25 protein-coding genes are annotated in these 26,082 nt (G+C 53.7%); 20 read left to right on the forward strand and 5 right to left on the reverse strand.

Going from position 1 to position 26,082, the window contains the following annotated elements:
* Window positions 1-29: 29 nt before the first annotated feature.
* Entirely contained in the window at window positions 30-302 is a 273-nt protein-coding gene (locus H6868_02665; GenBank protein ID MCB9988219.1) for a 30S ribosomal protein S18, read from the reverse strand.
* Window positions 302-670, reverse strand: a complete 369-nt coding sequence (gene rpsF / locus H6868_02670) for a 30S ribosomal protein S6 (GenBank protein ID MCB9988220.1) — start codon at window positions 668-670, stop codon at window positions 302-304. Before rpsF ends, H6868_02665 begins: the two co-directional genes overlap by 1 nt.
* Before the next feature lie 228 nt (window positions 671-898).
* Here rpsF and fabD point away from each other — a divergent pair, with 228 nt between their 5' ends.
* The 4 genes from fabD (at window position 899) to fabG (ending at window position 3,992) form a co-directional block, all read left to right on the forward strand.
* Window positions 899-1,846, forward strand: coding sequence for an ACP S-malonyltransferase (gene fabD, locus H6868_02675; protein MCB9988221.1), 948 nt, complete (start codon window positions 899-901; stop codon window positions 1,844-1,846).
* Window positions 1,847-1,947: 101 nt separating this feature from the next.
* A complete protein-coding gene (locus H6868_02680) occupies window positions 1,948-2,604 on the forward strand; it encodes a peptidase C39 family protein (protein ID MCB9988222.1) in 657 nt (218 codons plus the stop codon).
* Between the two features lie 9 nt (window positions 2,605-2,613).
* A complete protein-coding gene (locus H6868_02685) occupies window positions 2,614-3,240 on the forward strand; it encodes a hypothetical protein (protein ID MCB9988223.1) in 627 nt (208 codons plus the stop codon).
* A 14-nt stretch (window positions 3,241-3,254) separates the two neighbouring features.
* Window positions 3,255-3,992 carry a 3-oxoacyl-[acyl-carrier-protein] reductase gene (gene fabG / locus H6868_02690; protein ID MCB9988224.1) on the forward strand — a complete coding sequence of 246 codons (738 nt, stop codon included), beginning with the start codon at window positions 3,255-3,257 and terminating at the stop codon, window positions 3,990-3,992.
* Here the strand turns inward: fabG and H6868_02695 are convergent, their stop codons facing one another.
* On the reverse strand, window positions 3,993-5,798 hold the full coding sequence (locus H6868_02695; protein ID MCB9988225.1) for an N-acetylmuramoyl-L-alanine amidase: 1,806 nt from the start codon (window positions 5,796-5,798) through the stop codon (window positions 3,993-3,995).
* A gap of 116 nt (window positions 5,799-5,914) precedes the next feature.
* Here H6868_02695 and H6868_02700 point away from each other — a divergent pair, with 116 nt between their 5' ends.
* The 5 genes from H6868_02700 to H6868_02720 all read left to right on the forward strand — a co-directional run bounded on the left by H6868_02700 (window position 5,915) and on the right by H6868_02720 (window position 11,205).
* Entirely contained in the window at window positions 5,915-6,616 is a 702-nt protein-coding gene (locus H6868_02700; GenBank protein MCB9988226.1) for an HAD family phosphatase, read from the forward strand.
* 98 nt (window positions 6,617-6,714) lie between these two features.
* Window positions 6,715-6,954, forward strand: coding sequence for an acyl carrier protein (locus H6868_02705; GenBank protein ID MCB9988227.1), 240 nt, complete (start codon window positions 6,715-6,717; stop codon window positions 6,952-6,954).
* An 81-nt stretch (window positions 6,955-7,035) separates the two neighbouring features.
* Window positions 7,036-8,307 (forward strand): beta-ketoacyl-ACP synthase II, encoded by a 1,272-nt coding sequence (fabF, locus tag H6868_02710; protein ID MCB9988228.1) that lies wholly within the window; start codon window positions 7,036-7,038, stop codon window positions 8,305-8,307.
* The gene (mltG, locus tag H6868_02715; GenBank protein ID MCB9988229.1) at window positions 8,307-9,305 is read left to right on the forward strand and encodes an endolytic transglycosylase MltG; all 999 of its coding nucleotides are present in this window, start codon (window positions 8,307-8,309) and stop codon (window positions 9,303-9,305) included. Before fabF ends, mltG begins: the two co-directional genes overlap by 1 nt.
* Window positions 9,306-9,657: 352 nt before the next feature.
* The gene (locus H6868_02720) at window positions 9,658-11,205 is read left to right on the forward strand and encodes a 2-isopropylmalate synthase (protein MCB9988230.1); all 1,548 of its coding nucleotides are present in this window, start codon (window positions 9,658-9,660) and stop codon (window positions 11,203-11,205) included.
* Here the strand turns inward: H6868_02720 and H6868_02725 are convergent.
* A complete protein-coding gene (locus H6868_02725) occupies window positions 11,202-11,855 on the reverse strand; it encodes a uracil-DNA glycosylase (protein ID MCB9988231.1) in 654 nt (217 codons plus the stop codon). The genes H6868_02720 and H6868_02725 overlap by 4 nt on opposite strands.
* A gap of 95 nt (window positions 11,856-11,950) precedes the next feature.
* On the opposite strand from H6868_02725, the gene H6868_02730 reads away from it, so the two are divergent.
* The 11 genes from H6868_02730 to H6868_02780 all read left to right on the forward strand — a co-directional run bounded on the left by H6868_02730 (window position 11,951) and on the right by H6868_02780 (window position 24,924).
* Entirely contained in the window at window positions 11,951-12,349 is a 399-nt protein-coding gene (locus H6868_02730; protein ID MCB9988232.1) for a DNA-directed RNA polymerase subunit omega, read from the forward strand.
* Between the two features lie 114 nt (window positions 12,350-12,463).
* On the forward strand, window positions 12,464-14,641 hold the full coding sequence (locus H6868_02735) for a bifunctional (p)ppGpp synthetase/guanosine-3',5'-bis(diphosphate) 3'-pyrophosphohydrolase (protein MCB9988233.1): 2,178 nt from the start codon (window positions 12,464-12,466) through the stop codon (window positions 14,639-14,641).
* A gap of 81 nt (window positions 14,642-14,722) precedes the next feature.
* Entirely contained in the window at window positions 14,723-15,322 is a 600-nt protein-coding gene (locus H6868_02740) for a DUF2062 domain-containing protein (protein ID MCB9988234.1), read from the forward strand.
* A complete protein-coding gene (locus H6868_02745) occupies window positions 15,319-15,717 on the forward strand; it encodes a holo-ACP synthase (GenBank protein ID MCB9988235.1) in 399 nt (132 codons plus the stop codon). The genes H6868_02740 and H6868_02745 overlap by 4 nt, the downstream gene beginning before the upstream one ends.
* Before the next feature lie 51 nt (window positions 15,718-15,768).
* Complete coding sequence (gene lepB / locus H6868_02750) at window positions 15,769-16,581, forward strand: signal peptidase I (GenBank protein ID MCB9988236.1); 813 nt, start codon at window positions 15,769-15,771, stop codon at window positions 16,579-16,581.
* 4 nt (window positions 16,582-16,585) lie between these two features.
* Entirely contained in the window at window positions 16,586-17,278 is a 693-nt protein-coding gene (rnc, locus tag H6868_02755) for a ribonuclease III (protein ID MCB9988237.1), read from the forward strand.
* The gene (era, locus tag H6868_02760; GenBank protein MCB9988238.1) at window positions 17,275-18,180 is read left to right on the forward strand and encodes a GTPase Era; all 906 of its coding nucleotides are present in this window, start codon (window positions 17,275-17,277) and stop codon (window positions 18,178-18,180) included. The genes rnc and era overlap by 4 nt, the downstream gene beginning before the upstream one ends.
* Before the next feature lie 194 nt (window positions 18,181-18,374).
* The gene (locus H6868_02765; GenBank protein ID MCB9988239.1) at window positions 18,375-18,854 is read left to right on the forward strand and encodes a gcrA cell cycle regulator family protein; all 480 of its coding nucleotides are present in this window, start codon (window positions 18,375-18,377) and stop codon (window positions 18,852-18,854) included.
* Between the two features lie 165 nt (window positions 18,855-19,019).
* Complete coding sequence (locus tag H6868_02770) at window positions 19,020-20,108, forward strand: efflux RND transporter periplasmic adaptor subunit (protein ID MCB9988240.1); 1,089 nt, start codon at window positions 19,020-19,022, stop codon at window positions 20,106-20,108.
* Window positions 20,105-23,281, forward strand: coding sequence for an efflux RND transporter permease subunit (locus tag H6868_02775; GenBank protein MCB9988241.1), 3,177 nt, complete (start codon window positions 20,105-20,107; stop codon window positions 23,279-23,281). The genes H6868_02770 and H6868_02775 overlap by 4 nt, the downstream gene beginning before the upstream one ends.
* Window positions 23,248-24,924 (forward strand): long-chain fatty acid--CoA ligase, encoded by a 1,677-nt coding sequence (locus tag H6868_02780; GenBank protein MCB9988242.1) that lies wholly within the window; start codon window positions 23,248-23,250, stop codon window positions 24,922-24,924. The genes H6868_02775 and H6868_02780 overlap by 34 nt, the downstream gene beginning before the upstream one ends.
* Here the strand turns inward: H6868_02780 and H6868_02785 are convergent.
* Window positions 24,921-25,985, reverse strand: coding sequence for an Ldh family oxidoreductase (locus tag H6868_02785; protein ID MCB9988243.1), 1,065 nt, complete (start codon window positions 25,983-25,985; stop codon window positions 24,921-24,923). The genes H6868_02780 and H6868_02785 overlap by 4 nt on opposite strands.
* Window positions 25,986-26,082: the final 97 nt, after the last annotated feature.

The raw sequence follows: 26,082 nt of genomic DNA on the forward strand, positions 1-26,082 counted from the left end.
GACATTTGTTTTTATCCTTTCTTTATCCCTTAGCGTGAGCCGGTATTGTCCATTTCTTGACGGACATACGGCAGCAAAGCCATGTAACGGGCACGCTTGATGGCGGTCGCCAGCTCGCGTTGTTTTTTCTGGGACACGGCTGTAATCCGGCTGGGAACGATTTTCCCGCGCTCAGAGATATAACGGCCCAGCGTCCGTGTGTCTTTCCAGTCAATGGCCGGAGCATTCGGGCCAGAGAACGGGCAGGTTTTCTTCCGTTTGAAAAACGGGCGTTTTGTTGTCGGTGTATCTGTCGCACTCATTACGCGGCCTCCTTCTCATCATTATTATTGTCATCACGGTCGCGGCCACCTTTGTCCATAACAATGGACGGACCCTCGGACAGAGCATCTTCGCGGATGGTCATGTAACGCATGACATCTTCGTTCAGGCGCATCAGACGTTCCATCTCCAGTACCGCCGGTGCCGGCGTGTCGGATTCGATCAAAACGTAGTGACCTTTACGGTTTTTGTTGATTTTGTAAGCCAGCGTCCGCAGACCCCAGTTTTCGGTTTTGTGGATTTTTCCGCCGCCATCTTTGATGATCTGGCAGAATTGTTCGGTCATGGCTTCAACCTGTGCAGATGACAGGTCCTGCCGTGCGATGAACACGGTTTCATAATAAGGCATATATTTTCTCCTCTCGGTTTTGCCTTCCAGACTTGCAAACACCGCGCTTGCAAAGCCCAAAAACAAAGCTGATACGTCTATAGGCACCAGCGAGGTTTTCGAATGCCGGGCACTATTGCGGAATTGTGGGCCAAAAGCAAGAAAAAACTGAGTCAGCTTGAATGACGATCCATCCCGCGCTATCAATGGGTTGGATAACCATAAAACGAAAGTAAAGGCGCAAGCGATATGAAACGTACCTTTGTATTCCCCGGCCAGGGGTCGCAGTTTGTTGGCATGGGCAAGGATTTGGCCGATGCGTTCCCGGAAGCAAGGCAGACATTCGAAGAAGTCGATGATGCCATCGGCCAGAAACTGAGCGCACTCATATTTAACGGCCCGGATACCGACTTGAACCTGACGGCGAATACTCAGCCCGCTTTGATGGCGGTGTCTATGGCCGTGGTAAATGTGTTAACGCGGCAAGGCGGGATCAAACTCGACGAGACATGTGCTTTCGTGGCGGGCCACTCGCTGGGCGAATATGCGGCGCTTACGGCGGCGGGGGCGTTGGATTTGCCCGATACCGCGCGTCTTTTGAAATTGCGCGGCGAAGCGATGCAGGCCGCCGTGCCGGTCGGGCAAGGTTCTATGGCGGCTATTCTGGGGCTGGCGTTCGAGGATGTGCAGGCAATCGCCGCCGCCGTTTCGGGTAACGAGGAAATCTGTCAGGCCGCCAATGACAATTCTGATGGCCAGGTGGTTGTATCGGGGCATAAGGCCGCCGTGGCGGCCGCCATTGCCATGGCGCAGGAAAAAGGCGCCAAGCGGGCAATCGAACTACCGGTCAGTGCCCCGTTTCACTGTTCTCTGATGGCCCCGGCCGCCCAGAAAATGGCGACAGCTTTGGCCGACACTAATATCCGCAAACCGTGCGTTCCGGTTGTTGCGAACGTGATTGCGCAAGGCACAGACGATCCGGCGCAAATCCGCCAGCTTTTGGTTGACCAGATTACCGGGACGGTCCGCTGGCGCGAATCGGTCCAGTGGATGAAGGCGCAAGGCGTCGAGGAAATGATTGAGCTGGGCGCGGGGAAGGTGCTGTGCGGGCTTATCAAACGCATTGATAAGGATATCGCCTGCGAATCCGTCGGCACCCCGGAACAGATTGAAGCATTGATCGGGAAGTTGCAGTAAAAATTTTAATTTGTCATTCTGAGCGAAGCGAAGAATCTGTCAAATTAAATGAGACTGGATCCTTCGCTAACGCTCAGGATGACATCATTATAGAAACCGCTATGTCTTTACCTCCCTTCTACCCCAACCCCGACGATACCCATTGCCAGCAATGTTGCCTGCGTATGGGCTATGAGTATTTTTACCCGGAGAAGCAATGGACATGGGACGAACTCGATACGCTCAGCGGTAAAATTCCCGGAAAATATGCATGGTACATGCGGCTTTACATTGCGACGGCGGCGCGGGGCTATGATGTGGTCGTCTACGATATCGTTGATTATCCGGAATTCATTAAAGATGCTGAAACCTATCTGAAGGCCAATTATGGCGCGGACCGGGCCGCTGATATCCTGAAGAACTCGGTGATGGATGTCGTCGTCGAAGACGCCCGTGAGCTACTTCAGACGAACGGGATTACGATCCATCAGAAAAGCTACACGTTTGATGATCTGAAAGGGTTGCTGGATAAAGGTCATGTCTTGCTGACAATGGTCGATGAAGCGGTTCTGGCAGGAATAGAAGGCCGGGCCATTTCCCATTCCATCCTGATTCACGGCTATGATGACGACGGCTTTATTGCTCACAACCCCGGCGTCAAATCACTGGACAGCGCCGCCGCCAGTCAGCATATTGCCTACGATCTTTTTCGCCGGACATGCACGTTGAATGACCGCGGCGATACCGGAAAACTGATGGCTTTCAAACCGAAGGAATAACTGATAAAAATGCAAAATGTTACCCCGGTCGATACGCGTTATGTCCCGGTACAGCAGCAACCTTATTGTTGTTGCCCGGCGTCGATCCAGATGGTCATGATGCGCCGGAATATTCCGATGGTGCCGCAGGAATATCTGGGCTGGCATCTGGGCCTGACGGTACCGCCGGAGGACAGCGCTTACTTTTATAATCCCCGTGTTTCCGCCACAACGCCGCCGTCCGGGTTCTATGGTACACAGGTTGGAACAAAATCTGTCGATCCTGATCGGGCGTTCGATTCTCTGGGCATTCCTTTGCGTTTGCGGATGGAAACCGCCGATCGTTTTCCGGATATCGACAGTTTCAAAAACCGTCTGGAAGACTGCCTCAATCAGGATTTTGATGTTCTGTTGTGTTTGCGCTGGATGGATGTCATGGACAGCCATGCTCATATAGGCCCTGCCGATCCGGGGGCCGGCCATATTGTCGTTGCGGATAAAATCATGGGTGATACTCTGCGTATCGTCGATCCGGCCCGCGGTGCCAAATGGCGGACGTACGATCTGGATTTGATTTACAATTCAATTTGTAAACATGCCCGAAATGAAAAGGCTGGACATGCGGCCGGTCTATGGATACTGGAATATACGGAATAAAAAAGGAGAAAATCATGTTTGATCTGACAGGTAAAACGGCGCTGGTAACCGGCGCGACGGGCGGTATCGGCGGCGCGATTGCCAAGGCACTGCATGCAAGCGGGGCAACGGTCGGTATTTCCGGCCGTAACGAAGATAAACTGAAAGCGTTGGCTGCCGAACTGGGTGACCGGGTTCATGTTCTGCCGGCTGACCTGTCGAGTGCCGAAGGCGTGGATAAGCTGGTGGCCGATGCAACGGCGGCGATGGAGCGGATCGACATTCTGGTGAACAATGCGGGCCTGACGCGTGACGGCCTGTCGATGCGCATGAAGGATGAGGACTGGCAGGAAGTCCTCGATGTGAACCTGACCGCGCCGTTCCGTCTGGCACGCGCCGTTCAGCGCGGCATGATGAAAAACCGCTTTGGCCGGGTCGTGAATATTTCTTCCATCGTCGGGGTAACGGGTAATCCGGGCCAGACCAACTATTGTGCTTCCAAAGCCGGGATGATCGGCTGGACCAAAGCCATGGCGGCGGAGCTGGCGGCACGCGGCATTACGGCGAACTGCATTGCGCCGGGCTTTATCGCCACGGCCATGACCGATGCCCTGAACGATACGCAAAAAGAAGCGATCAACAAAAACATCCCGGCCGGACGCATGGGCACCAGCGAGGAAATCGCTGCGGCCGCCGTTTATCTGGCCTCCGACGAAGCCGCCTACGTGACGGGACAAACGATCCACGTCAACGGCGGTATGGCGATGATCTGATTACAGTTTAAGAGTATCGGGCGCCGCGGGTGCTTGCGCGATCTGGATGTCCTGTTCTTCTATGCGCGGGGCGAGAGCCACTTGCGGGTTCGTCCCGTTGTAATAATTGGCAGCGCCCTGGGCAATCTGCGCGCCGGCATTGACCGGGTTGTCGCGAAGAGCTTTCAATTCACGGACATCGTCGGGATTGGTCAGGAAACCGCTTTCAACCGTTATGGCGGCATTCTGGCCGCCTTGTTCGATGACGCCCTTTTCAACGCCGCGAAGAGCCATATGCCGCGCGGTTTTCTCCAAAGTTGGCGTATCCCCGGTCTGGAAATTTCTGGACATTTCCCGCGCCAGTTTTTCCGACTGGCTGTTCAGGGCCGGGCGGGTTGCCGCATCGTCTTTGGTATTGGTAAAGGCGTAAACCCGCGCCCCTTTAACATCTATGTTGTCGATGGCATTGGTTTCATGGTTAACCGCGATAATCGGTGCGCCGGTGATGATGCCCAGATTATGGGCAAAGGCACCCTTGACCGCGATATGGGACAAGTCACGATTGTAATTAACCGGGAAGGGCGTGTTTTCAGTGCCGCCGACATAAACGGCATTAAAACCCTGTTTGTACGCGGCTTTAACGGAGGCCTGTGCTAGGGCCCGGTTGATATCGGCTTCGTGCAGAGTCTCATCCAGAGGCGAAACGGCGCCGGGGTCGATCGTGCCGTACGAATTGGCTTGATTATGCGCGGCTATGCCGACAAAAATTGGGTGATCTGATTGGAATTGCGGGTTGTATTGCGGCGTTTCCCCGCTCAGTGTAACCCGCCACGCTTCAGCCACGGCGTCCCGTGAAAGGCCGTATGTATCCTCTGTGATAAAGGATTCCGGGTCCAGATTACGGACCGCCGCCGGCAAGCGCGGCAGGCCGATATGCGGTTTGTCGGCCTCTTTGGTAAAGCTCTGCGTTAGTTTTTCGCTAGGTGTTTCTTTGATGACGGGATCCTTATCGGCAACCGCCAGCCCGTTTTCAGTGCGGAAGGCGTCAATAGCCCGCCGGCTGCCTTTGCCGAGCGTCCCGTCAATTTCCTGTTTGCCGGCCCGGTCGTAATCGTAATGTCCTAAAAGGCTCAAATTGGTCTGCAGCGCAATTTTCTGGCCATCGCTCATGCTTGCCGGATCAGTGCCCAGCAGATTTTTGGTCGATTCGACGATCTGCGCCTTCAGCGTTTCATTGCCGGATACCATCCCGCGTAAAGCTTGTTTATTGGCGTTATGCGGGTCGTTGTTAATCAGGGAGGCGTACATCTCCGGGCTGACCAGCCGCGCCATATCCGGGTTATCTTTCAAAAACCCGACGACTCCCGCCGCCGTTTTTGCGCCGAAATCTTTATCGATGTTACCGACAGAATGCCCGTCTTCGTTCAACAATTCCTGCAACCGTCCGACCTGATCCAGCCCCAGTTTCCCTTGCGTTGTCAAAAGCTCTTTAATCTCAGCCCGGCGCAGATCGTCCAGATTGACGCTTTCCGGTGTTAAAGGATCACGGGCGGCGGTTTCCGGTGGCAACGGCGTAGCCGTAATCACTGGCGGCGGTGATGCGGCAAAGGTAAGCGCTGTACCATCGTCTTGTAACCGCGGGGCGATCTCCGCAGTGGGAACCGGTCTGTCGGGGTTGGTGTTTTCAGCCTGTACATTGAACAGGCGCTTGAAAAAAGCACCAAGAGACAAAGATGTATCGGTATTTTCGGCGTCGGCGACTGTCCCGGCCGGCGGGGTAGTGCTTTTCTGATAGCTTTGCAAATCTGCCAGTACGTCGTCGCTCATGCTTTGTAAAAACCCCATGGAATGGTTACGTTTTTGCCTTTCCATATATAAAGCAGCAATATTAATTTTTACTTAATTAGATTGCTTCCCGGCGGCTTTTAGGGCAAACAGACAGCATGACTTATGACCTGATTATTTTTGATTGTGATGGAACGCTGGTCGACAGCGAACATATGAACATGCTGGCCGTGGCGGCGCTTTTTGAATCGCTGGGGTTGCCCCAATATACGCCTTCTGTGATCGGTGAACGCTTTACGGGCATGAACTTTGACGTGATCGTGCGCCTGGTTGAGGATGAGAACAACACAAAGCTGCCGGCAGACATGAACCAGCGCTTTGTCGACTTTGTGGCCCGGTTCGCGCCGGCCTATCTGAAAGCAACAGCGTCGGCGGAGGATCTGGTCGATTTTGTACGGCATCATGCAAAAATCTGCATGGCTTCGAATGGCGAGCGGGATAATATCTTTGCCTCGCTGAAAATGACGGGGCTGGACCGTTTTTTCTCGGAAGACAATGTTTTTTACGGCGCGATGGTCGAACACCCCAAACCGGCCCCGGATTTGTTTTGGCTGGCGGCGGAAAAAAAGGACGCTGCCCCGGAAAAAACGCTGGTGATCGAAGATAGCGTCACGGGTGTCACAGCCGGTAAAGCGGCGGGAATGACTGTGTTCGGTTTTGTGGGCACCGCGCATGACAAGCCGGGCCAGACCGCCAGCCTGCAAAAGGCCGGCGCCGATAAAATCTATGATTCCCTTGGTGATATCCGTGATGATTTAGCTGTGGATTTTATCCCGGAAAGGGCTGGCTTGACGGGATAACTTATGTTACTCCAAACAAACTGCTTGATTTTGTGATTTGAGGCGGTTACCGTCCGTCGAAATTTTGAACTGTAAACAAACAAAGGTAAGGAAGAGCGATGAGTGACATTGCCGAACGCGTAGCGAAAATTGTTGTTGAGCACCTGGGTGTTGACGAAAGCAAAGTTGTTGAGAGCGCCAGCTTCATTGATGATCTGGGCGCAGACTCTCTGGGGACCGTTGAACTGGTCATGGCTTTCGAAGAAGAATTCAACATTGAAATTCCGGATGATGCCGCTGAAAAAATCCAGACGGTTGGCGATGCTGTCAGCTTCATTAAAGAAAACGTTACCGATTAATTTTCGGGCGTACTAACGGATTAAAAACATGAGGCTTGTGTTGTCTAGAACACGGCCTCATTTCCTTGTTGGGGGTATGATATGAGACGCGTTGTTGTAACAGGACTGGGGATGGTGTCGCCGCTGGGCGTGGGGGTTGACCGTAACTGGAGCCGTATCACAAACGGCGAAAGCGGTATCCGCAAAATCGACGAATTCGAGGTCTCGGATATTACCTCCCAGATTGCCGGGTTGGTTCCGAAAACTGACGAAGAAAACCCGACTGATGGTTCCTTTAACATCAATAATTTTGTGCCGGTCCCCGATCAGCGCAAAATGGATGTGTTCATTGCCTATGCCATGGCGGCGGCGCAGGAAGCCGTTGCGGATTCCGGCTGGCAGCCGACTGATGAAGAAGATCTGTACCGCACCGGGGTTCTGATTGGCTCCGGAATCGGCGGTCTGGATACGATGTATAAAAACTCACTGGTCCTGAATGAAAAAGGCCCGCGGCGCCTGTCACCGTTCTCGGTGCCGGCGATGCTGATTAATCTGGCCTCTGGCCATGTTTCCATCAAATACGGTTTTAAAGGCCCGAACCATTCGGTTGTGACGGCCTGCGCGACTGGTACGCACGCGATTGGCGATTCAGCGCGGCTGATTGCTTATGGCGATGCGGATGTCATGGTGGCTGGCGGCGCGGAAGCGGCTGTTTGCCGTCTGGGCGTGGCCAGTTTTGCGGCGGCCCGTGCATTGTCGACGGGGTACAACGACCGCCCGACCGAAGGCTCCCGCCCGTTCGATGAAGATCGTGACGGTTTTGTGATCGCGGAAGGGGCCGGGGTTGTCATTCTGGAGGAATACGAACACGCCAGGGCCCGCGGCGCAAAGATTTACGGCGAAGTGATCGGCTATGGCCTGTCCGGCGATGCGTACCATATCACGTCCCCGGCCGAAGGTGGCGATGGCGGTTACCGCGCGATGAAAGCCGCGCTGGCCCATGCCGGCGTAAATCCGGAAGATGTCGATTACATTAACGCCCACGGTACATCCACGCCGATGGGCGATGGCATCGAATGTACGGCGATCAAACGCCTGTTTGCAAATGCGCTGAATACGATGTCTATGTCTTCAACCAAATCGGCCATCGGGCATTTGCTAGGTGCGGCCGGCGCGGTCGAAGCCATCTTTACACTCAAAGCAATCCAGACCGGCATCCTGCCGCCAACCCTGAACCTTGAAAATGTCTCAGAACCTTGTCAGGGGATTGATCTGGTTCCGAAAACGGCGAAAGAAAAAGCCGTTAATATCGCCGTTTCCAACTCCTTTGGCTTTGGCGGGACCAACGCTTCACTGGTGATGAAGAAAATCTGATGCGCATTTTTCTGGCGATTGTTGCCGTCCACATGATCCTGATCGCACTGGTCGTGGCCGGGATCGGACTGTGGGGCTGGCAGCAATACGCTTTGGCGCCGTCCCCGTTGCAGCAGGAAAAAATCCTTCATATCAGAAAAGGACAGGGTGTTTCCGCTATCGCGGATTATCTCGAACGCGAAGACGTTATCTCCAGCGCTTTACTATTCAAACTGACGGCCAAATTAAAAGGCAACGATAAGAACCTTAAAGCCGGCGAATATGCTTTCTGGCCGGGGATGCCGATGGAAGATGTAATGGAACAACTGGTTAACGGGGACGTTTACCAGCGCTTTTTTACCATCCCCGAAGGCCTGACGAGCTGGCAGATTGTCAAACTGTTAAACGGGGTCGAAGACTTGAGTGGCGATATAGAAACCATTCCGGCGGAAGGGTCGCTCCTGCCTGAAACGTATGATTATGTGCGCGATGAAAGCCGGGGCGATAAAATCGCCCAGATGCAAAAAGCCATGCAGCAAACACTCGACGAACTTTGGGAAAGCCGTGCCGATAACCTGCCGGTAAAGACCAAGGGAGAGGCGCTTGTCCTGGCCTCAATCGTCGAAAAGGAAACGGGCGTTCCGGGTGAACGCCGCCGCGTTGCCGGTGTCTTTATCAACCGCTTGCGGCGGGGAATTGCCCTGCAAACCGATCCGACGGTGATTTATGCCCTGACGAACGGAAAGATACAGGACGAAGGCAAAGGCCCGCTCGGCCGCCGCCTGCTCAAAAAAGACCTTGAGATCGACTCTCCCTACAACACTTACAAATATCCGGGCTTGCCGCCGGGGCCGATCGCCAATCCGGGCCGGGAGTCGATTGCCGCCGTGCTTAATCCCGAACAGCACGATTTTATCTATTTTGTCGCCGACGGTACGGGCGGGCACGTGTTCTCCAAAACACTGGTCGAACATAACGCCAATGTCGCCAAATGGCGAAAGATCCGGAAGGGGCAGTAAGGCCGGGTTCGTCATTGCGAGGAGCGTAGCGACGCGGCAATCTTATACATCCCGGATTGCTTCGCTAACGCTCGCAATGACAAATAAATTTTTCTTGCGAATATTTCTCACTTCGCATTATATAAATCCTATGACGTTGAGAATAAACACAGTCCTGCTGCTTCTCCTCCTTCCCCGCCCCTGAATGGGTAGCGGGCGCTTTTCATGCGCTCACGTTCAGGGGTTTCAAATTTCACGAAATTATTGTTTAACAAGGATGTCATCCTGAGCCATAGGCGAAGGATCGTAAGGATCGCACAACGAAGATTCTTCACTTAGTTCAGAATGACAGGGAAGAAATAAAGGAAAGACCATGTCTGACAAAAACCGTATTATTATTTTCGATACCACTTTGCGTGACGGCGAACAATCGCCCGGCTGCTCCATGAATCTGGAGGAAAAACTGCGCATCGCCCACATTCTGGATGACATGGGCGTTGATGTGATTGAGGCTGGCTTTCCGGTGGCCTCCCCCGGTGACTTTGAAGCCGTGAACGAGATCGCCAAGAGCGTGAAAAACGCGACGGTTGCCGGCCTGTGCCGCGCTGTCCGGGCCGATATTGAGGCCGCCGGTGAGGCCATTAAGCCCGCCGCGCGCCGCCGGATTCATACCTTTATTTCCACCAGCCCGCTACACATGAAGCATAAGCTGCAGATGGACCCGGAAACGGTCATCGGGAAAATTACCGAGAGCATTACGCTGGCTCGTCAGTTTACCGACGATGTGGAATGGAGCGCAGAGGACGGCTCCCGCACCGAAGACGACTTCCTGTGCCGCGCTGTCGAAACCGCGATCAAGGCCGGGGCAACGACCATCAATATCCCCGATACGGTCGGCTATGCCGTGCCCGAGGAATTCGCCGCCCGCATCCGCATGTTGATTGAACGCGTACCCAATATCGACAAGGTGATTATCTCGACCCACTGTCACAACGATCTGGGATTGGCCGTGGCCAACTCGCTGGCCGGGGTACAGGCGGGAGCGCGGCAGGTTGAATGTACCATCAACGGGATCGGCGAGCGTGCCGGGAATGCCGCAATGGAGGAAATCGTCATGGCGCTGCGCACGCGGGCTGATTTCCTGCCCTTCACAACCGGCATTGATACGACCAAAATCACCAAGGCGTCCCGGACCCTGTCGACCATCACCGGTTTTCAGGTCCAGCCCAACAAGGCGATCGTCGGCGCCAATGCTTTCGCCCACGAAAGCGGCATTCATCAGGACGGCGTTTTGAAATGTGCGGAAACCTACGAAATCATGACTCCGGAATCGGTGGGGTTGACCAAATCGTCGTTGGTGATGGGCAAACACTCCGGCCGTCATGCGTTCAAGGATAAATTGAACGAACTGGGTTACGGCGATATCGGCGATAACGCGTTTCAGGATGCGTTTCAGCGCTTCAAAAAACTGGCGGACCGCAAGAAAGACGTTTTCGACGACGATATTATCGCGCTGGTCGATGATGAAGTCGTTCGCATGAATGAACGCATCAAATTCGAAGGCCTGCAGGTTCAGGCCGGAACGTCCGGTCCGCAAACGGCCGCGCTGACGCTGGTGGTTGATGGGGAACGCAAACAGGCGTGGGTCGAAGGCAACGGCCCGGTCGATGCTATCTTTAAAGCGATCCGCGAAATCATCCCGCACCCGGAGGCCAAACTGATGCTCTATCAGGTCCACGCGATTACCGGCGGCACCGACGCACAGGCCGAAGTAACTGTGAAGCTCGAGGAGAACGGCAAAACGGTTGTCGGGCAAGGCGCCGACCCGGATACGCTGGTCTCATCCTGCCGCGCTTACCTGCACGCCCTGAATAAGCTGCTGGTGAAACGCGAACGCCGCCAGCCCGACGAAGGACCTTAAATACTGGGTTGTTTGAGGATGTGTTTAATCTCCTCAAACACATCCTCAAACATCTGCGTCGTCAGGCGGCCGGTGTTGGTGTTGTAGCGCGAACAATGGTAGGAATCGATAATCATAAGGCCGTTCCCCAGCTTGTGCACGGCGCCGTGCCCGAATTTATAGGCGGAAAGTTTCTCTCCGCAGGTCCGCACCACGGCATCATGCGAGATCTTCCCAAGGCATAAAATAACCTTCAGATTCGGCATCGCGGCCATTTCTTGCTGTAAGAACGGACGGCATTTGTTCATCTCATCGCCAATCGGCTTATTTTCCGGCGGCACGCAGCGCACAGCATTGGTAATCCGCGCATTGACCAGTTCCAGCCCGTCATTGGCGTGCGCACCATAAGTTCCTTTGGCAAATCCGCTCTTCAAAAGTGTCGCATACAGCAGATCCCCGGCCCAGTCGCCGGTAAACGGCCGCCCGGAAAAGTTAGCCCCGCGCAGCCCCGGCGCCAGCCCGACGACGAGGAACGCGGCATCAAGCCCGCCAAAGGCGGGAACGGGCGCGTTGAATTTGTCCGGAAAGGCTTTCCGGTTATCCTGGCGAAACTGGGCCAGACGCGGGCACAGCGTACAATCGCGCGGCGGGTTTTCGAACGGCTTTGTCATGTGATTAGACCTTGCATTTTGTGGCGGGACGTCCTATAAACACCGGCACTATACGAAATTTATCGAGAAAATCGAGCAAATAAAGAGGACAAGCCATGGCACGCGTGACCGTTGAAGACTGCGTAGAAAAAATTCAAAACCGTTTTGAACTGGTGATGATGGCATCCCAGCGCGCACGGGAAATTGGCTCCGGGGCACCGTTGCTGGTGGATCGTGACCATGATAAAAACACGGTTGTGTCCCTGCGGGAGCTGGCCGAAGACAAAGTTCAGCAGGAAACACTGAAAGAAGATCTGATCCGTTCTCACCAGCGCATCATCGAAATGGAAGATGACGAAGATGTGATCGACCTGATGGATGGCGAAGAAGGCTGGGATGCGATTGCGGCTCAGAGCTCCGCTGTTGATCTCAGCGAATTCGAAGGTGACGACGACGACGGAATCGGCCTGAAAAGTCTGGCCGGCAATAACGTCGATGATGATGACGACTTCTAGTCTCTCATTTAAAATATTTTATCTTTATGACGGGTCGGTTTGTGAAAACCGGCCTTTCTTATATTCCGCGCCTGACATATAGTCAGAAACGGTTTGAGAACGTATAATACTTAGATGATAGAAAAAGAAGATTTTCTGAAACAGGTTCATGAACGCAATCCGGATATTGATCTGGATGCGATAGCACGTGCTTTTGACTTCGCAAAGGAAAAACACGAAGGGCAGACCCGCGCCTCTGGCGAGCCGTATTATACCCACCCGGTGGAAGTGGCCGGAATTCTGGTTGATATGGGGCTGGATGCCGGGTCGGTGCTGACGGCGATTTTGCACGACACGATCGAGGATACCGATGCGACGTTTGCGGACATAAAACGCGAATTCGGCGAAGAGGTCGCCACGCTGGTTGATGGCGTCAGTAAATTGACCCGGATTGAAAGCCAGACGGTCGAAGGCAAACAGGCTGAAAATTTCCGCAAACTCGTTGTGGCGATGAGTGAAGATATCAGGGTTTTGCTCGTCAAGTTGGCCGACCGCCTTCACAACATGCGTACGCTCCATCATTTTTCCAAACCGGAAAAACAGCGGCGGATTGCACTGGAAACACTGGAAATCTATGCGCCGCTGGCTGAGAGGATCGGCCTGCACAAGGTTAAGGAAGAAATAGAAGATCTGGCCTTTTCCTATTTGAACCCGGAAGCCCGGGAAAGCATTACCAACCGTTTGTCGTTCCTGCGAAAAGAGGGGACGGAAATTGTTAAAAGCATTCTAACGCAGCTAACAGAACTGTTGCGCGAGGCAGGCATTAAAGCAGAAGTAACGGGCCGGGAGAAAACCCGCTATTCGATCTGGCGCAAAATGCAGCGTAAAAACGTTACGTTCGAACAGCTCTCCGATATTATGGCGTTCCGGGTGGTGGTTGATGATGTAGGGGAATGCTACCATGTCTTAGGGATCATCCACGCGCATTACCCAACCGTTCCCGGTCGGTTCAAGGATTATATTTCAACGCCCAAACCAAACGGTTACCGCTCGATCCACACGACGGTGATCGGGCCGGAAAACCAACGTATCGAGATCCAGATACGCACCCGTGAAATGCACGAGGAAGCCGATCTGGGGGTTGCCGCGCACTGGGCCTATAAGAAAAGCGAAAGCGGTAAGCCGCTGAATATCAAAGACGCCAAGAATTACCGCTGGCTGCGCGAATTATTGGATATTATCGAACAGGAAGCGCGGCCCGAAGATTTTCTGGAAAACACCAAGTTGGAGCTGTTTCAGGATCATGTCTATGTCTTTTCACCCAAGGGTGATCTGATCGAGCTGCCGAGCGGGGCAACTCCGGTTGATTTCGCCTATGCCATTCATTCGGCTGTTGGTGACAAATGCGTAGGCTCAAAGGTCAATGGCCGGATTGCGCCGCTGAACACCAAGTTGCAAAATGGCGATCAGGTCGAAGTCATTACCGCCAAAAACCAGACGCCGTCCCCGACCTGGGAACGGTTTGTGGCGACGGGTAAGGCGCGCTCTCACATTCGCCGTTATATTCGCCAGCAACAGCGCCACGAGTACGTCACACTGGGCCGGGCGATGTTGGTCAAGGTCTTCCAGCAAGAAGACTATGAATTCACGGAAAAAGCGGTTGGCGGCGTTTTAAACCAGTTCCGCGCCGATGATATCGAGGATATCTTCGCCGGCATCGGGTCGGGGAATATTGTCGCGCGCGATGTATTCAAGGCGATCTTTCCCGGTCATAAAACGGCCCCGGCGAAAAAACCGGAAGAAACCCCGATCGTCGAGCGCACCGGAACGCCGGGCCAGCGGTCTGTTTCCAGCGGCGGGCCCATGCCGATCAAGGGACTTATTCCGGGGATGGCCGTTCATTTTGCCCGCTGTTGCCACCCGTTGCCGGGGGACCGGATTGTAGGGATCGTGACAACCGGCAAAGGCGTTACGATTCACACGATTGACTGCGACACGCTGGAGAACTTTGCCGACACGCCGGAGCGCTGGATTGATGTCTCATGGGAAGAAGGCCCGGACACACCCGAAGCTCATGTCGGGCGGCTTGAAATGACAATCAGCAATGTGGCCGGGGCGCTGGGGACGTTATCGACGGTGATCGCCAAAAACGGCGGCAACATCACCAACCTGAAGATTACCAACCGCAGCCTTGATTTCTGGGACATGTTAATCGACGTTTATGTGAACGATACCAAGCACCTGAACAATGTGATCGCCGCTCTGCGCGCAACGCCTCAGATTACATCGGTTAATCGGGCCCGCGGGCGATAAGGGTGTTTCCCGGTTGTCAGGGACAGGCTGCCGGTCTATAAAACTTCAGAAAACCAAAACAACCCAATATTGAACAGCGCTATGGCCATCCTCAAACGCCGCAATCCCCGTAAGCTCCATCAGCGCGTGAAGGAATCTGTGTGGCCGACACAAGGCTGGCTGCGGACATGGTACTACTACAAGCACCGGATTTTTCGCGGCGGCGATTCCACGCATAAAATCACCGGCGGTCTGGCATTGGGCGCCGCGATATCGTTCACGCCCTTTATCGGGACGCACTTTGTGCAGGCCGTTTTATTTTCCTGGTTGTTCCGGTTTAATGTTCTGGCGTCTTTGGCGGGGACAGTTTTAGGAAACCCGTGGACCTTTCCGTTTTTGTTCTGGACCAGCTATACGGTCGGGGCATGGATTGTGCGTCTGGCGGGTTTCGGCGATTTTATAGCTCTGCCGGACGACATGAATTTCGGGGAATTGTTGCTCCAGCCTAGGGAATTCGTGGATTATATTTTCAACAATCCGGTAAAAATCCTGCTGCCCTTCGGGGTGGGCGGCTATGTGGCCGGGGCGTTGTTCTGGCCGCTGGCCTATGGTTTTTTGTATTATCCGGTCTATATGCTACGAAAAGCTTATCGCAAACAGCATTTAAAACGGCTCTATCGAAAGAAAGCATCAGGGAGATGATCATAGGAATTGGCAGCGATTTAACCGGCATTCAGCGGATCGGGGCGGATATCGACCGTCACGGCGACCGTTTTCTCCACCGGGTTTTTACCGAAGCGGAAATAGCTTTGTCACAGAGCCGCTCGGAAGATTCAAGAGTTGCAACCTACGCCAAACGTTTTGCCGCCAAGGAAGCGTGCGCCAAGGCGCTGGGCACCGGTTTTCGGGACGGTCTTATCCTGAAGGATATCGAAGTGACAAATGATGAATGGGGCCGCCCGTTATTGTCGGTGACCGGCGAGGCGGCGGAAAGGCTGAAAGCCTTGACCCCGCCGGGCAAGACAGCGGCCATCCATGTCAGCCTGACCGATGAGGGAAACCATGCACAGGCTTTTGTGGTGATAGAAGCGCTTTAAAATTAAATCACCTCTGGCCTTTGCCGGAAAGATTGGTTAAGAAAACAAATCATGTCTGAAAAACCCGAAGAAACACAGGAAGAACAAAAGCCCGTCACGCCGCCGCTAAATGCGCGGGAGGACTGGGAAGAGTTCATAAAAACGGCCCTGATTGCCGTTGTTCTGGCGCTTTTGGTGCGGACGTTTTTCATGGAACCGTTCAATATCCCGTCCAGCTCGATGAAGCCGACGCTGGAGATTGGCGATTATTTGTTTGTCTACAAGCCGGCCTACGGCTATAGCCGTCATTCCTTTCCTTTCAGTTTCGCGCCGATCGAAGGACGGATCTGGAACCGCGGGAAAGAGCCTAAACGGGGTGATGTGGTTGTGTTCAAATTGCCAACCAACGAGTCTGTTGATTATATCAAACGTATTATCGGCCTGCCGGGCGATACCGTACAGGTGGTTGACGGCAAGCTGTATTTGAACCGGCGACTGGTGCCTCGCGATCCGGTGGGGCTGAAGCGGATCAAGGAAGGCGATAACGGCGTCACGGTCATGGAGTATATTGAAACGTTGCCGGGCGGGATTATGCACAGTATTTATGAGGAATCTGACGATCGTCCGCTCGACAACACCGAAGAATTCACCGTCCCGGAAGGGCATTATTTCATGATGGGCGATAACCGCGATAATTCTCAGGACAGCCGGGTATCATACGTTGTTGGCTATGTACCGCTGGAAAATATTGTGGGGCGGGCCTCGTTTATTTTCTTCTCGACCAACGGTTACGCCAACATAGCGGAAGTGTGGAAATGGCCGTGGAGCATACGTTACGACCGTTTGTTCAAGAGCATTGGCCCCGTCCGCCCGGCAATGGAATAAGCGCATGAATATGCCATTACCCCAGCGGATTGATAGCCTTCAGAAAAAACTGGCAATCCGTTTTCAGGATCTATCCCTTCTCGAAAAAGCGCTGACCCATGCCAGCATGGGGCCGGCGGACAATTACGAACGGCTGGAGTTTCTGGGCGACCGGGTTCTCGGTCTGGTGATGGCTAAGATTCTGTTTGAAACCTTTCCGCAAGAAGACGAAGGCGATATGGCCAAACGCCATGCGGTACTGGTTCAGGGAAAAACGCTGGCCCAGATCGCGCGGGAAATTGATCTGGGTGATTTTATGATTTTGTCGGAATCCGAACGCGCGGCGGGTGGCGGCAACAATGATAATATTCTGGCTGACGGGATGGAGGCGATCATCGGTGCCCTGTTTCTCGAGCAAGGGCTGGATGTGTGTATGGATCTGATTAAACGCTTGTGGGGTGACCGTATCTTGGTGATGCGCCGGCCCCCGCGCGATCCTAAAACCGCGCTGCAGGAATGGGCGCAGGGACGCGGTTTGCCGTTGCCGCTGTACGAGGAACTCGCCCGCGAAGGTCCGGATCATGCCCCGGAATTTCATATACAGGTCAGTGTCGAGGGGTTTGATTCCGCCGATGCGACCGGCGCGTCCCGCCGCAAGGCGGAAAAGGATGCCGCGGCCAAATTATTGGCCCGGTTGGAAAAGGGAATGTCATTATGACAACACGGTGCGGTTTTATTGCGGTAATTGGCGCCCCGAACGCCGGTAAATCAACGCTGATTAACCAGATGGTCGGCAGCAAGGTCACAATTGTATCGCCCAAGGTACAAACCACCCGCACGCAGGTGCGCGGTATCGCTTTGCACGAAAACAGCCAGATTATCTTTGTTGATACGCCGGGGATTTTTGTGCCGAAAAAACGTCTGGAGCGAGCAATGGTGGCGGCGGCCTGGGCGGGAAACGACGAAGCCGACATGGTTGTGCTGGTGGTCGATGCATCCGCGAAGGGGCGGGCAAAGGAAGAAACCGCGGCGATTATTGACCGTCTTGTTCAGTCCGGCGACAAACGTCCTTGTTTTCTGGTGTTGAACAAAGTCGATTGTATTGCTCCGGAAAAGCTGCTGAAAAGCGCCCAGGAATTGAATGACCGTTTTCCCTTTCAGGCGACATTTATGGTGTCGGCGCTCAAAGGCAAGGGAACGGATGATATTTTAAATACGCTGGCGGCGGCGGTTCCGGAAGGGCCGTTTTTGTTTCCCGAAGACCAAAGCGGCGATATGCCGATGCGCTTTATGGCGGCGGAAATCACCCGCGAAAAGCTTTACCACCGCCTGCATCAGGAGCTGCCTTATTCTCTGGCCGTTGAAACGGAAAACTGGGAGCAGTTTGATAACGGCAGCATCAAAATCAGCCAGATCGTTTATGTCTCGCGGGAAGCCCATAAGCCGATTGTTCTGGGCAAAGGCGGACAGACAATCAAGGCCGTGGGCCAGATGGCGCGCAAAGAGCTGGAAGATATCATGGGTGTACAGGTTCATTTGAAGCTGTTTGTCAAAGTCCATGAAAACTGGGCGGATGACCCGGAACGCTATGAACATATGGGCCTTGATTTCCGGGCATAGTGATATCTTGCCGTCCAGTCTTTCTTTTTTCTTTTTTTGAATTTGTGGATAAGAAGCAGTTTTTTATAGGCCGACTCTGGTCGGCGAATCATTCGCCTGCTACAGTACAAAAATTCGCTGAACAAAATGTTTTTTATGTTTTTCAAAGGGTTAATTGTGCCCTGCGTGTGTGGATTCACGGGAGGAGAGAAAATATGAGCTGGACGGAAGAACGCGTTGCGCTTTTGAAAAAACTCTGGGGAGAGGGGCGGACCGCCGCCGAGATTGCCAAGGAACTTGGTGACGTAACCCGAAACGCCGTTATCGGAAAAGCGCACCGTTTAAAATTGTCCAATCGTGTTTCTCCCATTCAGCAAAACACAAAGAAAGTAACCTCTAAAATCGCTGTCGAAGAAAAGCCAAAGGCGGCAAGGCTGGCTAAGCCCGTCATGCGCGACCCGGTTAAAACAGACGGCGTGACGATGGCGGAATTAACCCCGAAAATGTGCCGGTGGCCGATGGGGGATCCCAAAAGCGCCGATTTCCGTTTTTGCGGCTGCAATTCCGTCCCCAGTATGCCCTATTGCGAGGAGCATGCCCGGATGGCCTATCAGACAACCAGCCGTTCCCGCGCCTTTCAGGCGGAAGACTTTGATAACGTCGATCAGGATGTCAAAAAAGTCGTAGCGGTTTAAGCTGTTCTTGCCTTATTTTTTAAAACCGTCCCGGTTTGGGGCGGTTTTTATTTGTTTTCATGATGTTTTTCCTTCTGACCGTCCTAATTAAATGGGTGACGGGAACCGAACCCTTGTGTTATCGGTAGCATATTGAAGAACTTGATAAAAAGGCACCGACATTCCATGAATAAGTCATACATGATTGCCGCAGTCATTGCGCTTTGTTCTGCTGTCTGGGTTATATCCGGGCTGGTTTCTTCGTCGGACCCGGCAGGCGGTAGCAAAGAAGAAACGGCGGTGGAATCCTCTGGACCGGCCTTGATGAAGGTACGGGTCCAGGAAAGTGTAGCGCTGCCCATGGTTGACGATATCGTGATTACCGGGCGGACGAAGGCCTCGCGGACGGTTGAATTGCGAGCGGAAACGGACGGAAAAATAACCGGGCTTCTGGCTGAAAAAGGGGCGCTTGTCGAAGAAGGGCAGGTTCTCGCTCGTCTTGATGAACGGGATCGCAAGGCCAGACTGGAAGAGGCCCGCGAACGTGTCAACCAGCGTCAGATCGAATATAATGCCGCCAAATCATTGGAAAACAAGGGGTTTAATTCTAAAATCCGGTTGGCGCAAGCCCGGGCGGATCTGGAATCGGCGCGGGCCGTTCTGAAAAACGCTGAAATTGAATTGGCTAACATAGAAATAAAAGCCCCATTTGCCGGGGTTCTGAATACGCAGGATATCGAAATTGGCGATTACGTCGAAAAGGGACAGCTTCTCTATAGTATCGTTGATCTGAACCCGGTTGAACTATCCGGTTATATCAGCGAGCAAAAAGTCGGCCTGATCAAAGCGGGCACGGAAGCATCAGCCATCCTGACGGGAAACCGGGCGATCAAGGGAGAGGTCAGCTTTATTGCCTCGGCGGCCGATCCGGACACCCGGACATTTGCGATAGAGATGACGGCGGATAATCCCGATTATGTGATCGTCGAAGGGCTGACCGCGGAAATACATATCCCGGCGCGGGAGAAAAAAGCGCACCAAATCTCACCCGCGATTATTGCCCTGAATGATGCCGGCGAGATCGGCGTCAAGGTGGTTGATGATAAGGATACGGTTCGGTTCGTATCTGTAAATGTATTGGCGAATACGCCCGATTACATGTGGGTGACGGGTTTGCCGGACAAGGCACGTTTAATCACGATAGGACAGGATTTCGTTCTGGAAGGCCAGCAGGTCGATCCCCGGCTTGTGAATGATAAAGAGGGTGATTTATGAGCGGTCGTCTGATTAATGCCGCGATCAACCGCAACCGGACGGTTTTGTCTGTTTTGGTGCTGATCCTGATTGTCGGGCTGGGGGCATACAGGAGCATCCCCAAAGAGGCTAACCCGGATATCGACATTCCGATGATTTATGTCTCGATGGCTCTCGAAGGTGTGTCGCCCGATGATGCCGAGCGGCTGCTTTTGCGCCCGATGGAACAGGAACTCAGTAGCATAGAGGGACTGGATGAATTGAAATCGACTGCCTATCAGGGCGGCGGCTTTGTTCTTCTGGAGTTTCAGGCCGGCTTTGACAAGGATAAGGCGCTGGACGATGTGCAAAAGGGCGTCGATCATGCGCGTCCTGACTTGCCGGACGATGTCGAAGAGCCGGAAGTTACGGAAGTTAATTTTAGCTTGTTCCCTGTTCTGGTTGTGACGCTGTCCGGTGACGTTCCCGAACGATCCTTGTTGCGTCTGGCCCGCGATCTTCAGGAAAAACTGGAAGGCATTCCCTCTATTCTCGAAGCCAATATTGCCGGCGATAGGGAAGAGGTTGTTGAAATCCTGATTGATTCCAAAGCGCTGGAAAGCTACGCCCTCGATGGCGGAGCAATCATCCAGTTTTTCCAGCGTTCCAACCGGCTGGTCGCGGCGGGGAATCTCGACACCGGGGCCGGGCGGTTTGCCATTGAAGTGCCGGGGCTGTTTGAAAGCGTAACGGATCTTTACGACATGCCGGTCCGCGCCGAAGGGGATTCAGCGATCAAGCTAAAGGATATTGCAGAAATTCGCCGGACATTTAAAGATCCGGAGAATTTCGCGCGCCTGAACGGCCAGCGGGCCATAGCCCTCGAGATTGTCAAACGCAGCGGTGAAAATGTCATCGAAACCGTGGAAGCGGTCAAAAAAATGGTGGCGGAAGAACGCGCTTACTGGCCCGAAGGCGTCGATGTCAGCTTCAGTCAGGACCAGTCCAAAAATATACGCACGATGTTGAGCGATCTTCAAAATAATATGATCAGCGCAGTATTGCTGGTCATGATTGTCGTTGTGGCGGCGCTGGGCGTGCGGGCGGCGGGGCTTGTAGGCGTGGCGATCCCCGGCGCGTTCCTGAGCGGCATTATGGTTCTCTCCCTTATGGGGTTGACGGTGAATGTCGTGGTTTTGTTTTCCCTGATCCTGTCGGTGGGGATGTTGGTTGATGGCGCGATTGTCGTGACGGAATACGCAGATCGTAAAATGATCGAAGGATTGCCGCGCAAAGAGGCCTATGCCGCCGCCGCTACCCGTATGGCATGGCCGATTATTGCTTCGACCGCGACAACCTTGGCGGCGTTTGCGCCGTTGCTGTTCTGGCCGGATACGGTCGGCGAATTCATGAAATTCATGCCGATTACCATGATTGCCGTTCTGGCTTCGTCCCTGTTGATGGCGCTGATTTTTGTGCCGACGCTGGGATCTTTGATTGGCGCGCCGGATAAAAGCCATAAAAAGATAGATTTATCGGCGATGGGCTCTCGCGATCTATTGTCGTTGCCGGGTTTTACGGGGTTTTACGTGCGGGTGCTGGATCATGCTCTCAATCACGCCGGTAAAATCCTGCTGCTGGCCGTTTTTTTGCTGGTCGGGGTACAGGTTGCCTATGGCAAATTTGGCAAGGGCGTCGAATTCTTCCCGGATATCGAGCCAGAGATTGCATCGGTTCTGATCCATGCCCGCGGAAATCTGTCGGTTTACGAGAAAGATGAACTGGTCCGCGAAGTCGAAAGCCGTATCCTTGACATGGACGGGATTGAAACATTTTACACGCGCTCGGGTAAGGCGGCGGGGTCCGGCTCCGAGCTGGCCGAAGATGTAATCGGCCAGATTCAGGTGGAGTTTACCGAATGGAATACCCGCCGTCCGGCAAACGAAATTCTATCCGATATCGAGGCACGCACAGCCGATATGGCGGGAATCTTCGTAGAAACCGCGAAGATGGAGGAAGGCCCCCCGACCGGAAAAGCTGTGCAAATCGAAATCAGCTCCCGCTTCCCGGACGCTATTCCTCCGGCGGTAACTCTGGTTCGCGGCGTGTTAACGGATCTGGGTGATTTTATAGATGTCGAGGACACTCTGCCGCTGCCCGGCGTGCGCTGGGAGCTGGATGTTGACCGGGCCCAGGCGGCGAAATTCGGTATGGATATTTCCACGATCGGGAATTATATCCGGCTGGTGACCAATGGTCTGAAGGTTGCGGAGTACAGGCCGGATGATAGCCATGACGAAATTGATATCGTTTTACGGCACAAGCGCGAGGAGCGCACCCTTGACCAGCTTGACCGGATACGGATCGAAAGCAGCGATGGGTCCGTACCGATCAGTAATTTTGTCCGGCGGACGGCCGAACCCGCCGTCGGCACCATAAACCGCGTCGATCAAAAACGCGTGGTTACGGTCAAAGCCGATTTACCGCCCGGCATTAACACGGCCGCCAAAGTCGACCAGATCAAGCAATGGCTGGCGGATAATGCCGACAAGATTGATCCCCGGCTGGATATTAAGTTCCGCGGGGAGGATGAAGAGCAGCGTGAATCACAGTCGTTTTTAATCAAGGCGTTCGGGATTGCGCTCTTTATGATGGCGGTCATTCTGGTGACCCAGTTCAACAGTTTTTATCAGGCGTTTTTGATTTTATCGGCGGTCATTATGTCGACGATCGGTGTGATGCTGGGGCTGCTGATTACCGGCCAGCCTTTCGGGATCATTATGAGCGGGATCGGCGTGATCGCGCTGGCCGGGATTATCGTGAACAACAATATCGTCCTGATCGACACGTTCGATGTCCTGCATAAAAAGCTGCACGATCAGATGAGCGTAAAAGAACTTGTCCTGCGGACCGGAGCGCAGCGCCTGCGGCCTGTTTTGCTGACAACGATTACCACGATTTTGGGGCTTTTGCCGATGGTGTTCCAGCTCAACATAGATTTTGCGTCACGGGAAATTTCACATGGTGCGCCGTCTACCCAGTGGTGGGTGCAACTGGCGACGGCGATTGCGTTCGGCCTGAGTTTCTCAACTTTGTTAACGTTGGTGGTGACGCCGTGTGCCTTGGTATTTAAAGAAACGGCATCTTCGATATTTACAAAAATCATGGTAAAATCAAAGACATGGATAAGCAAAAACAAGACTACCCATGGCTGAATAATTACCCCGATGCGATTGACTGGCATGCCGATATTCCGGTGCGCCCGGTCTATGAGGTTTTGGAGGAAACAATCAAGACTTATGGGCATCGCCCGGCCTTTGATTTTCTGGACAAAAAATGGACCTGGGCGGAGATCGGCAATCTGGTCGACCGGATGGCCAGAGGTCTACAGGATATAGGGGTTACAAAAGGCGTAAAAGTCGGTTTGTTCCTGCCGAACTGCCCGTATTTTCTGGTATCTTATTATGCGGTGCTAAAGGCCGGGGGCACGGTCGTCCATTTCAACCCGCTCTATCCGGAACGGGAACTGGCGCATCTGATTGAGGACAGCGAAACTGATATCATGGTAACGCCGGACCTGAAGATGCTGTGCGATAAAATGCACGCGATGTTGCATGCCACGCGGCTGAACAAGCTGATCGTTTGTTCTTTTACCGCTATTTTGCCGTTTCCCAAAAACGTGCTGTTCAAAATTTTCAAGGCCGGGGAACTCGCCAAATGCGCCCACCCGGACCGGATGATATCGTTCGATAAACTGACAGCCAATGAAGGCAACCCGGCGCCGGTCATGATCGACCCCGTAAATGATGTGGCCGTGTTGCAATATACCGGCGGCACGACCGGCACGCCCAAGGGGGCGATGCTGACCCATGCCAATATTGTTGCTAATCTCGAACAATCGGCGCGCTGGTTCCCGCAGCGGCGCGAAGGTCAGGAAAAAATGCTTGGCGTTTTGCCGTTTTTCCATGTTTTTGCGATGACGGCGATCATGAATATGAGCGTACGCTGTGGTTTTGAAATCATTGCAACGCCGCGTTTTGAACTCGATGAAACCCTGAAAATAATTCACAAAAAGAAACCGCATTTTTTTCCGGCGGTCCCGGCGATTTACAGCGCTATCAACAATCACAAAAATCTCGATAGCCATGATCTGACGTCGCTGCGCTATTGCGTATCGGGCGGCGCGCCGCTGCCGGTTGAGGTTAAAAACACCTTTGAACGCCATACAGGATGCGTGGTGGTCGAGGGCTATGGCCTGTCGGAATCCTCGCCCGTTGTCTGTGTCAATCCGGCGGAGGGTGAAAACAAGGCAGGCTCGATCGGTTTGCCGGTGCCGAACACGATTGTTGAACTGATTGACCCGGAAACCGGCCAGCCGGTCAAACCGGGTGCGCGTGGCGAGCTGTGCGTCAGGGGGCCGCAGGTTATGAAAGGCTATTATAACAAGCCCGAGGAAACAGCCGCGGTTCTGAAAAACGGCCGCCTCCATACCGGCGATGTGGCAACCATGGATAAGGAAGGCTATGTCTTTATCGTCGACCGGATCAAGGACATGATTATCACTAACGGCTACAACGTCTATCCCCGCAATGTCGAGGAAGCGATTTACCTCCACCCGGCGGTCGAGGAATGTATCGTCGCTGGCGTGAAAAACGAACAGCGCGGCGAAATCGTCAAGGCGTGGATCAAACCGAAAGCGGGCCGTGAACTAACTGTGGTCGACATGAAGGATTTCTTGAAAGACAAACTCTCGCCCATGGAAACCCCGCGCCTCTACGAATTCCGCGAGCAGCCCTTGCCCAAAACCATGATCGGAAAACTCAGCCGGAAGGATGTGCTGGCGGAGGAAAAGGACTAGTCCGGAAATTCATCCGGCAGGGCCACGCCGAACTTCCCGGCATATTTCGCAAGGCGCTGCCCGGTGGCAAGGCTGAGCGGAATGCCATCTTTCAGGCGCTTCGCTTTCTCTTGCTTTGAACGGTCCCCGGCAATGCGCACGGGTTTTGCCGGGTCAATCGGCGGCGTTTGCCGGACGTAATCGAGATATTTCTCGGCCTGCTGCTGCATATGCGCCAGCCCCGCAAACTGCGCCGGATCCCAGATACAGGCAATGACGTTGTTGCAGTAAAGGGAGTCTGCTGGCGCGGGCGGCGTAAACCCGCCGGACAGACCGGCTACGAGGCAGTCAACCATCATGGACAGGCCAAATCCCTTGTATCCCTGGGCGCCGCCCATGGGTAGAACGGAGCCTTTGGGATCATTGTACAAAACCGCAGGATCGTTTGTAGAGTTTCCATTTGAATCCTGCAAAACGCCTGCCGGGCAGTCCTGATGAGCAAGATAAGAAAGGCGGACCTTTCCCATGGCGGTGGCGCTCGTCGACATGTCGAGTGAAAATATCTCGCCATTTTGCAACGGGACGGCAAAGGCAATCGGGTTCGTGCTCGTGCGGGCGGTTTTTCCGCCGGGCGGAGCAACAAACTCAACAACGCCGTTGTCGTTGGCCAGTGTAAACCCGGCCAATCCCTTATGGGCGATATATTCGGTCCATTCCCCCAGTCGGCCAACATGGGAACAATTATAAAGAGAGCCGGTCACAACGCCGTTTCCGGGAAGCTTGGCCATCAGGGCGTCCAGTAACCGCGGCATCTGGACTTGTCCCAGTCCGAAACACGCATCGGCGCATAGGCTGTTATTCGTCTCGTTTTCAACACGCAGATCAACGCCGCTGACAATTTCGCCGTCGGCAAGGGAGGACAGATATTCGATAATCCGAATGACACCGTGTGAATCGTGACCATAAAGATTGGACAGGACAAGGCTTTGGGCAGTTATACCTGCTTCTTCCTGCGTAAAGCCGCCCGCCTGTAACAATGTCGCCGCAAAAGATTCCAACGTGTTTTTGTCGATGGTGAACATATTTGAAACCTCAGTACAGTTTGTGTGTTTTTGCATCGTCATTGCGAGCGACCAGCGGGAGCGCGGCAATCCATTATACACTATGGATTGCTTTGTC

The sequence above is a fragment of the Rhodospirillales bacterium genome (assembly GCA_020638175.1).
GTDB lineage: Bacteria > Pseudomonadota > Alphaproteobacteria > Micavibrionales > Micavibrionaceae > JACKJA01.

What these genes read in the sequence shown, in the direction of transcription:
- H6868_02695 (MCB9988225.1), bottom strand. Translation starts at nt 5,798, where the DNA reads ATGAGCGACGACGTACTGGCAGATTTGCAAAGCTATCAGAAAAGCACT.
- H6868_02725 (MCB9988231.1), bottom strand. Translation starts at nt 11,855, where the DNA reads ATGACAAAGCCGTTCGAAAACCCGCCGCGCGATTGTACGCTGTGCCCG.
- fabF (MCB9988228.1), top strand. Translation starts at nt 7,036, where the DNA reads ATGAGACGCGTTGTTGTAACAGGACTGGGGATGGTGTCGCCGCTGGGC.
- mltG (MCB9988229.1), top strand. Translation starts at nt 8,307, where the DNA reads ATGCGCATTTTTCTGGCGATTGTTGCCGTCCACATGATCCTGATCGCA.
- H6868_02775 (MCB9988241.1), top strand. Translation starts at nt 20,105, where the DNA reads ATGAGCGGTCGTCTGATTAATGCCGCGATCAACCGCAACCGGACGGTT.
- H6868_02765 (MCB9988239.1), top strand. Translation starts at nt 18,375, where the DNA reads ATGAGCTGGACGGAAGAACGCGTTGCGCTTTTGAAAAAACTCTGGGGA.
- H6868_02770 (MCB9988240.1), top strand. Translation starts at nt 19,020, where the DNA reads ATGAATAAGTCATACATGATTGCCGCAGTCATTGCGCTTTGTTCTGCT.
- fabD (MCB9988221.1), top strand. Translation starts at nt 899, where the DNA reads ATGAAACGTACCTTTGTATTCCCCGGCCAGGGGTCGCAGTTTGTTGGC.
- H6868_02745 (MCB9988235.1), top strand. Translation starts at nt 15,319, where the DNA reads ATGATCATAGGAATTGGCAGCGATTTAACCGGCATTCAGCGGATCGGG.
- H6868_02685 (MCB9988223.1), top strand. Translation starts at nt 2,614, where the DNA reads ATGCAAAATGTTACCCCGGTCGATACGCGTTATGTCCCGGTACAGCAG.
- H6868_02735 (MCB9988233.1), top strand. Translation starts at nt 12,464, where the DNA reads ATGATAGAAAAAGAAGATTTTCTGAAACAGGTTCATGAACGCAATCCG.
- H6868_02700 (MCB9988226.1), top strand. Translation starts at nt 5,915, where the DNA reads ATGACTTATGACCTGATTATTTTTGATTGTGATGGAACGCTGGTCGAC.
- H6868_02740 (MCB9988234.1), top strand. Translation starts at nt 14,723, where the DNA reads ATGGCCATCCTCAAACGCCGCAATCCCCGTAAGCTCCATCAGCGCGTG.
- era (MCB9988238.1), top strand. Translation starts at nt 17,275, where the DNA reads ATGACAACACGGTGCGGTTTTATTGCGGTAATTGGCGCCCCGAACGCC.
- rnc (MCB9988237.1), top strand. Translation starts at nt 16,586, where the DNA reads ATGAATATGCCATTACCCCAGCGGATTGATAGCCTTCAGAAAAAACTG.
- H6868_02785 (MCB9988243.1), bottom strand. Translation starts at nt 25,985, where the DNA reads ATGTTCACCATCGACAAAAACACGTTGGAATCTTTTGCGGCGACATTG.
- H6868_02720 (MCB9988230.1), top strand. Translation starts at nt 9,658, where the DNA reads ATGTCTGACAAAAACCGTATTATTATTTTCGATACCACTTTGCGTGAC.
- rpsF (MCB9988220.1), bottom strand. Translation starts at nt 670, where the DNA reads ATGCCTTATTATGAAACCGTGTTCATCGCACGGCAGGACCTGTCATCT.
- H6868_02730 (MCB9988232.1), top strand. Translation starts at nt 11,951, where the DNA reads ATGGCACGCGTGACCGTTGAAGACTGCGTAGAAAAAATTCAAAACCGT.
- H6868_02780 (MCB9988242.1), top strand. Translation starts at nt 23,248, where the DNA reads ATGGATAAGCAAAAACAAGACTACCCATGGCTGAATAATTACCCCGAT.
- lepB (MCB9988236.1), top strand. Translation starts at nt 15,769, where the DNA reads ATGTCTGAAAAACCCGAAGAAACACAGGAAGAACAAAAGCCCGTCACG.
- H6868_02665 (MCB9988219.1), bottom strand. Translation starts at nt 302, where the DNA reads ATGAGTGCGACAGATACACCGACAACAAAACGCCCGTTTTTCAAACGG.
- H6868_02705 (MCB9988227.1), top strand. Translation starts at nt 6,715, where the DNA reads ATGAGTGACATTGCCGAACGCGTAGCGAAAATTGTTGTTGAGCACCTG.
- fabG (MCB9988224.1), top strand. Translation starts at nt 3,255, where the DNA reads ATGTTTGATCTGACAGGTAAAACGGCGCTGGTAACCGGCGCGACGGGC.
- H6868_02680 (MCB9988222.1), top strand. Translation starts at nt 1,948, where the DNA reads ATGTCTTTACCTCCCTTCTACCCCAACCCCGACGATACCCATTGCCAG.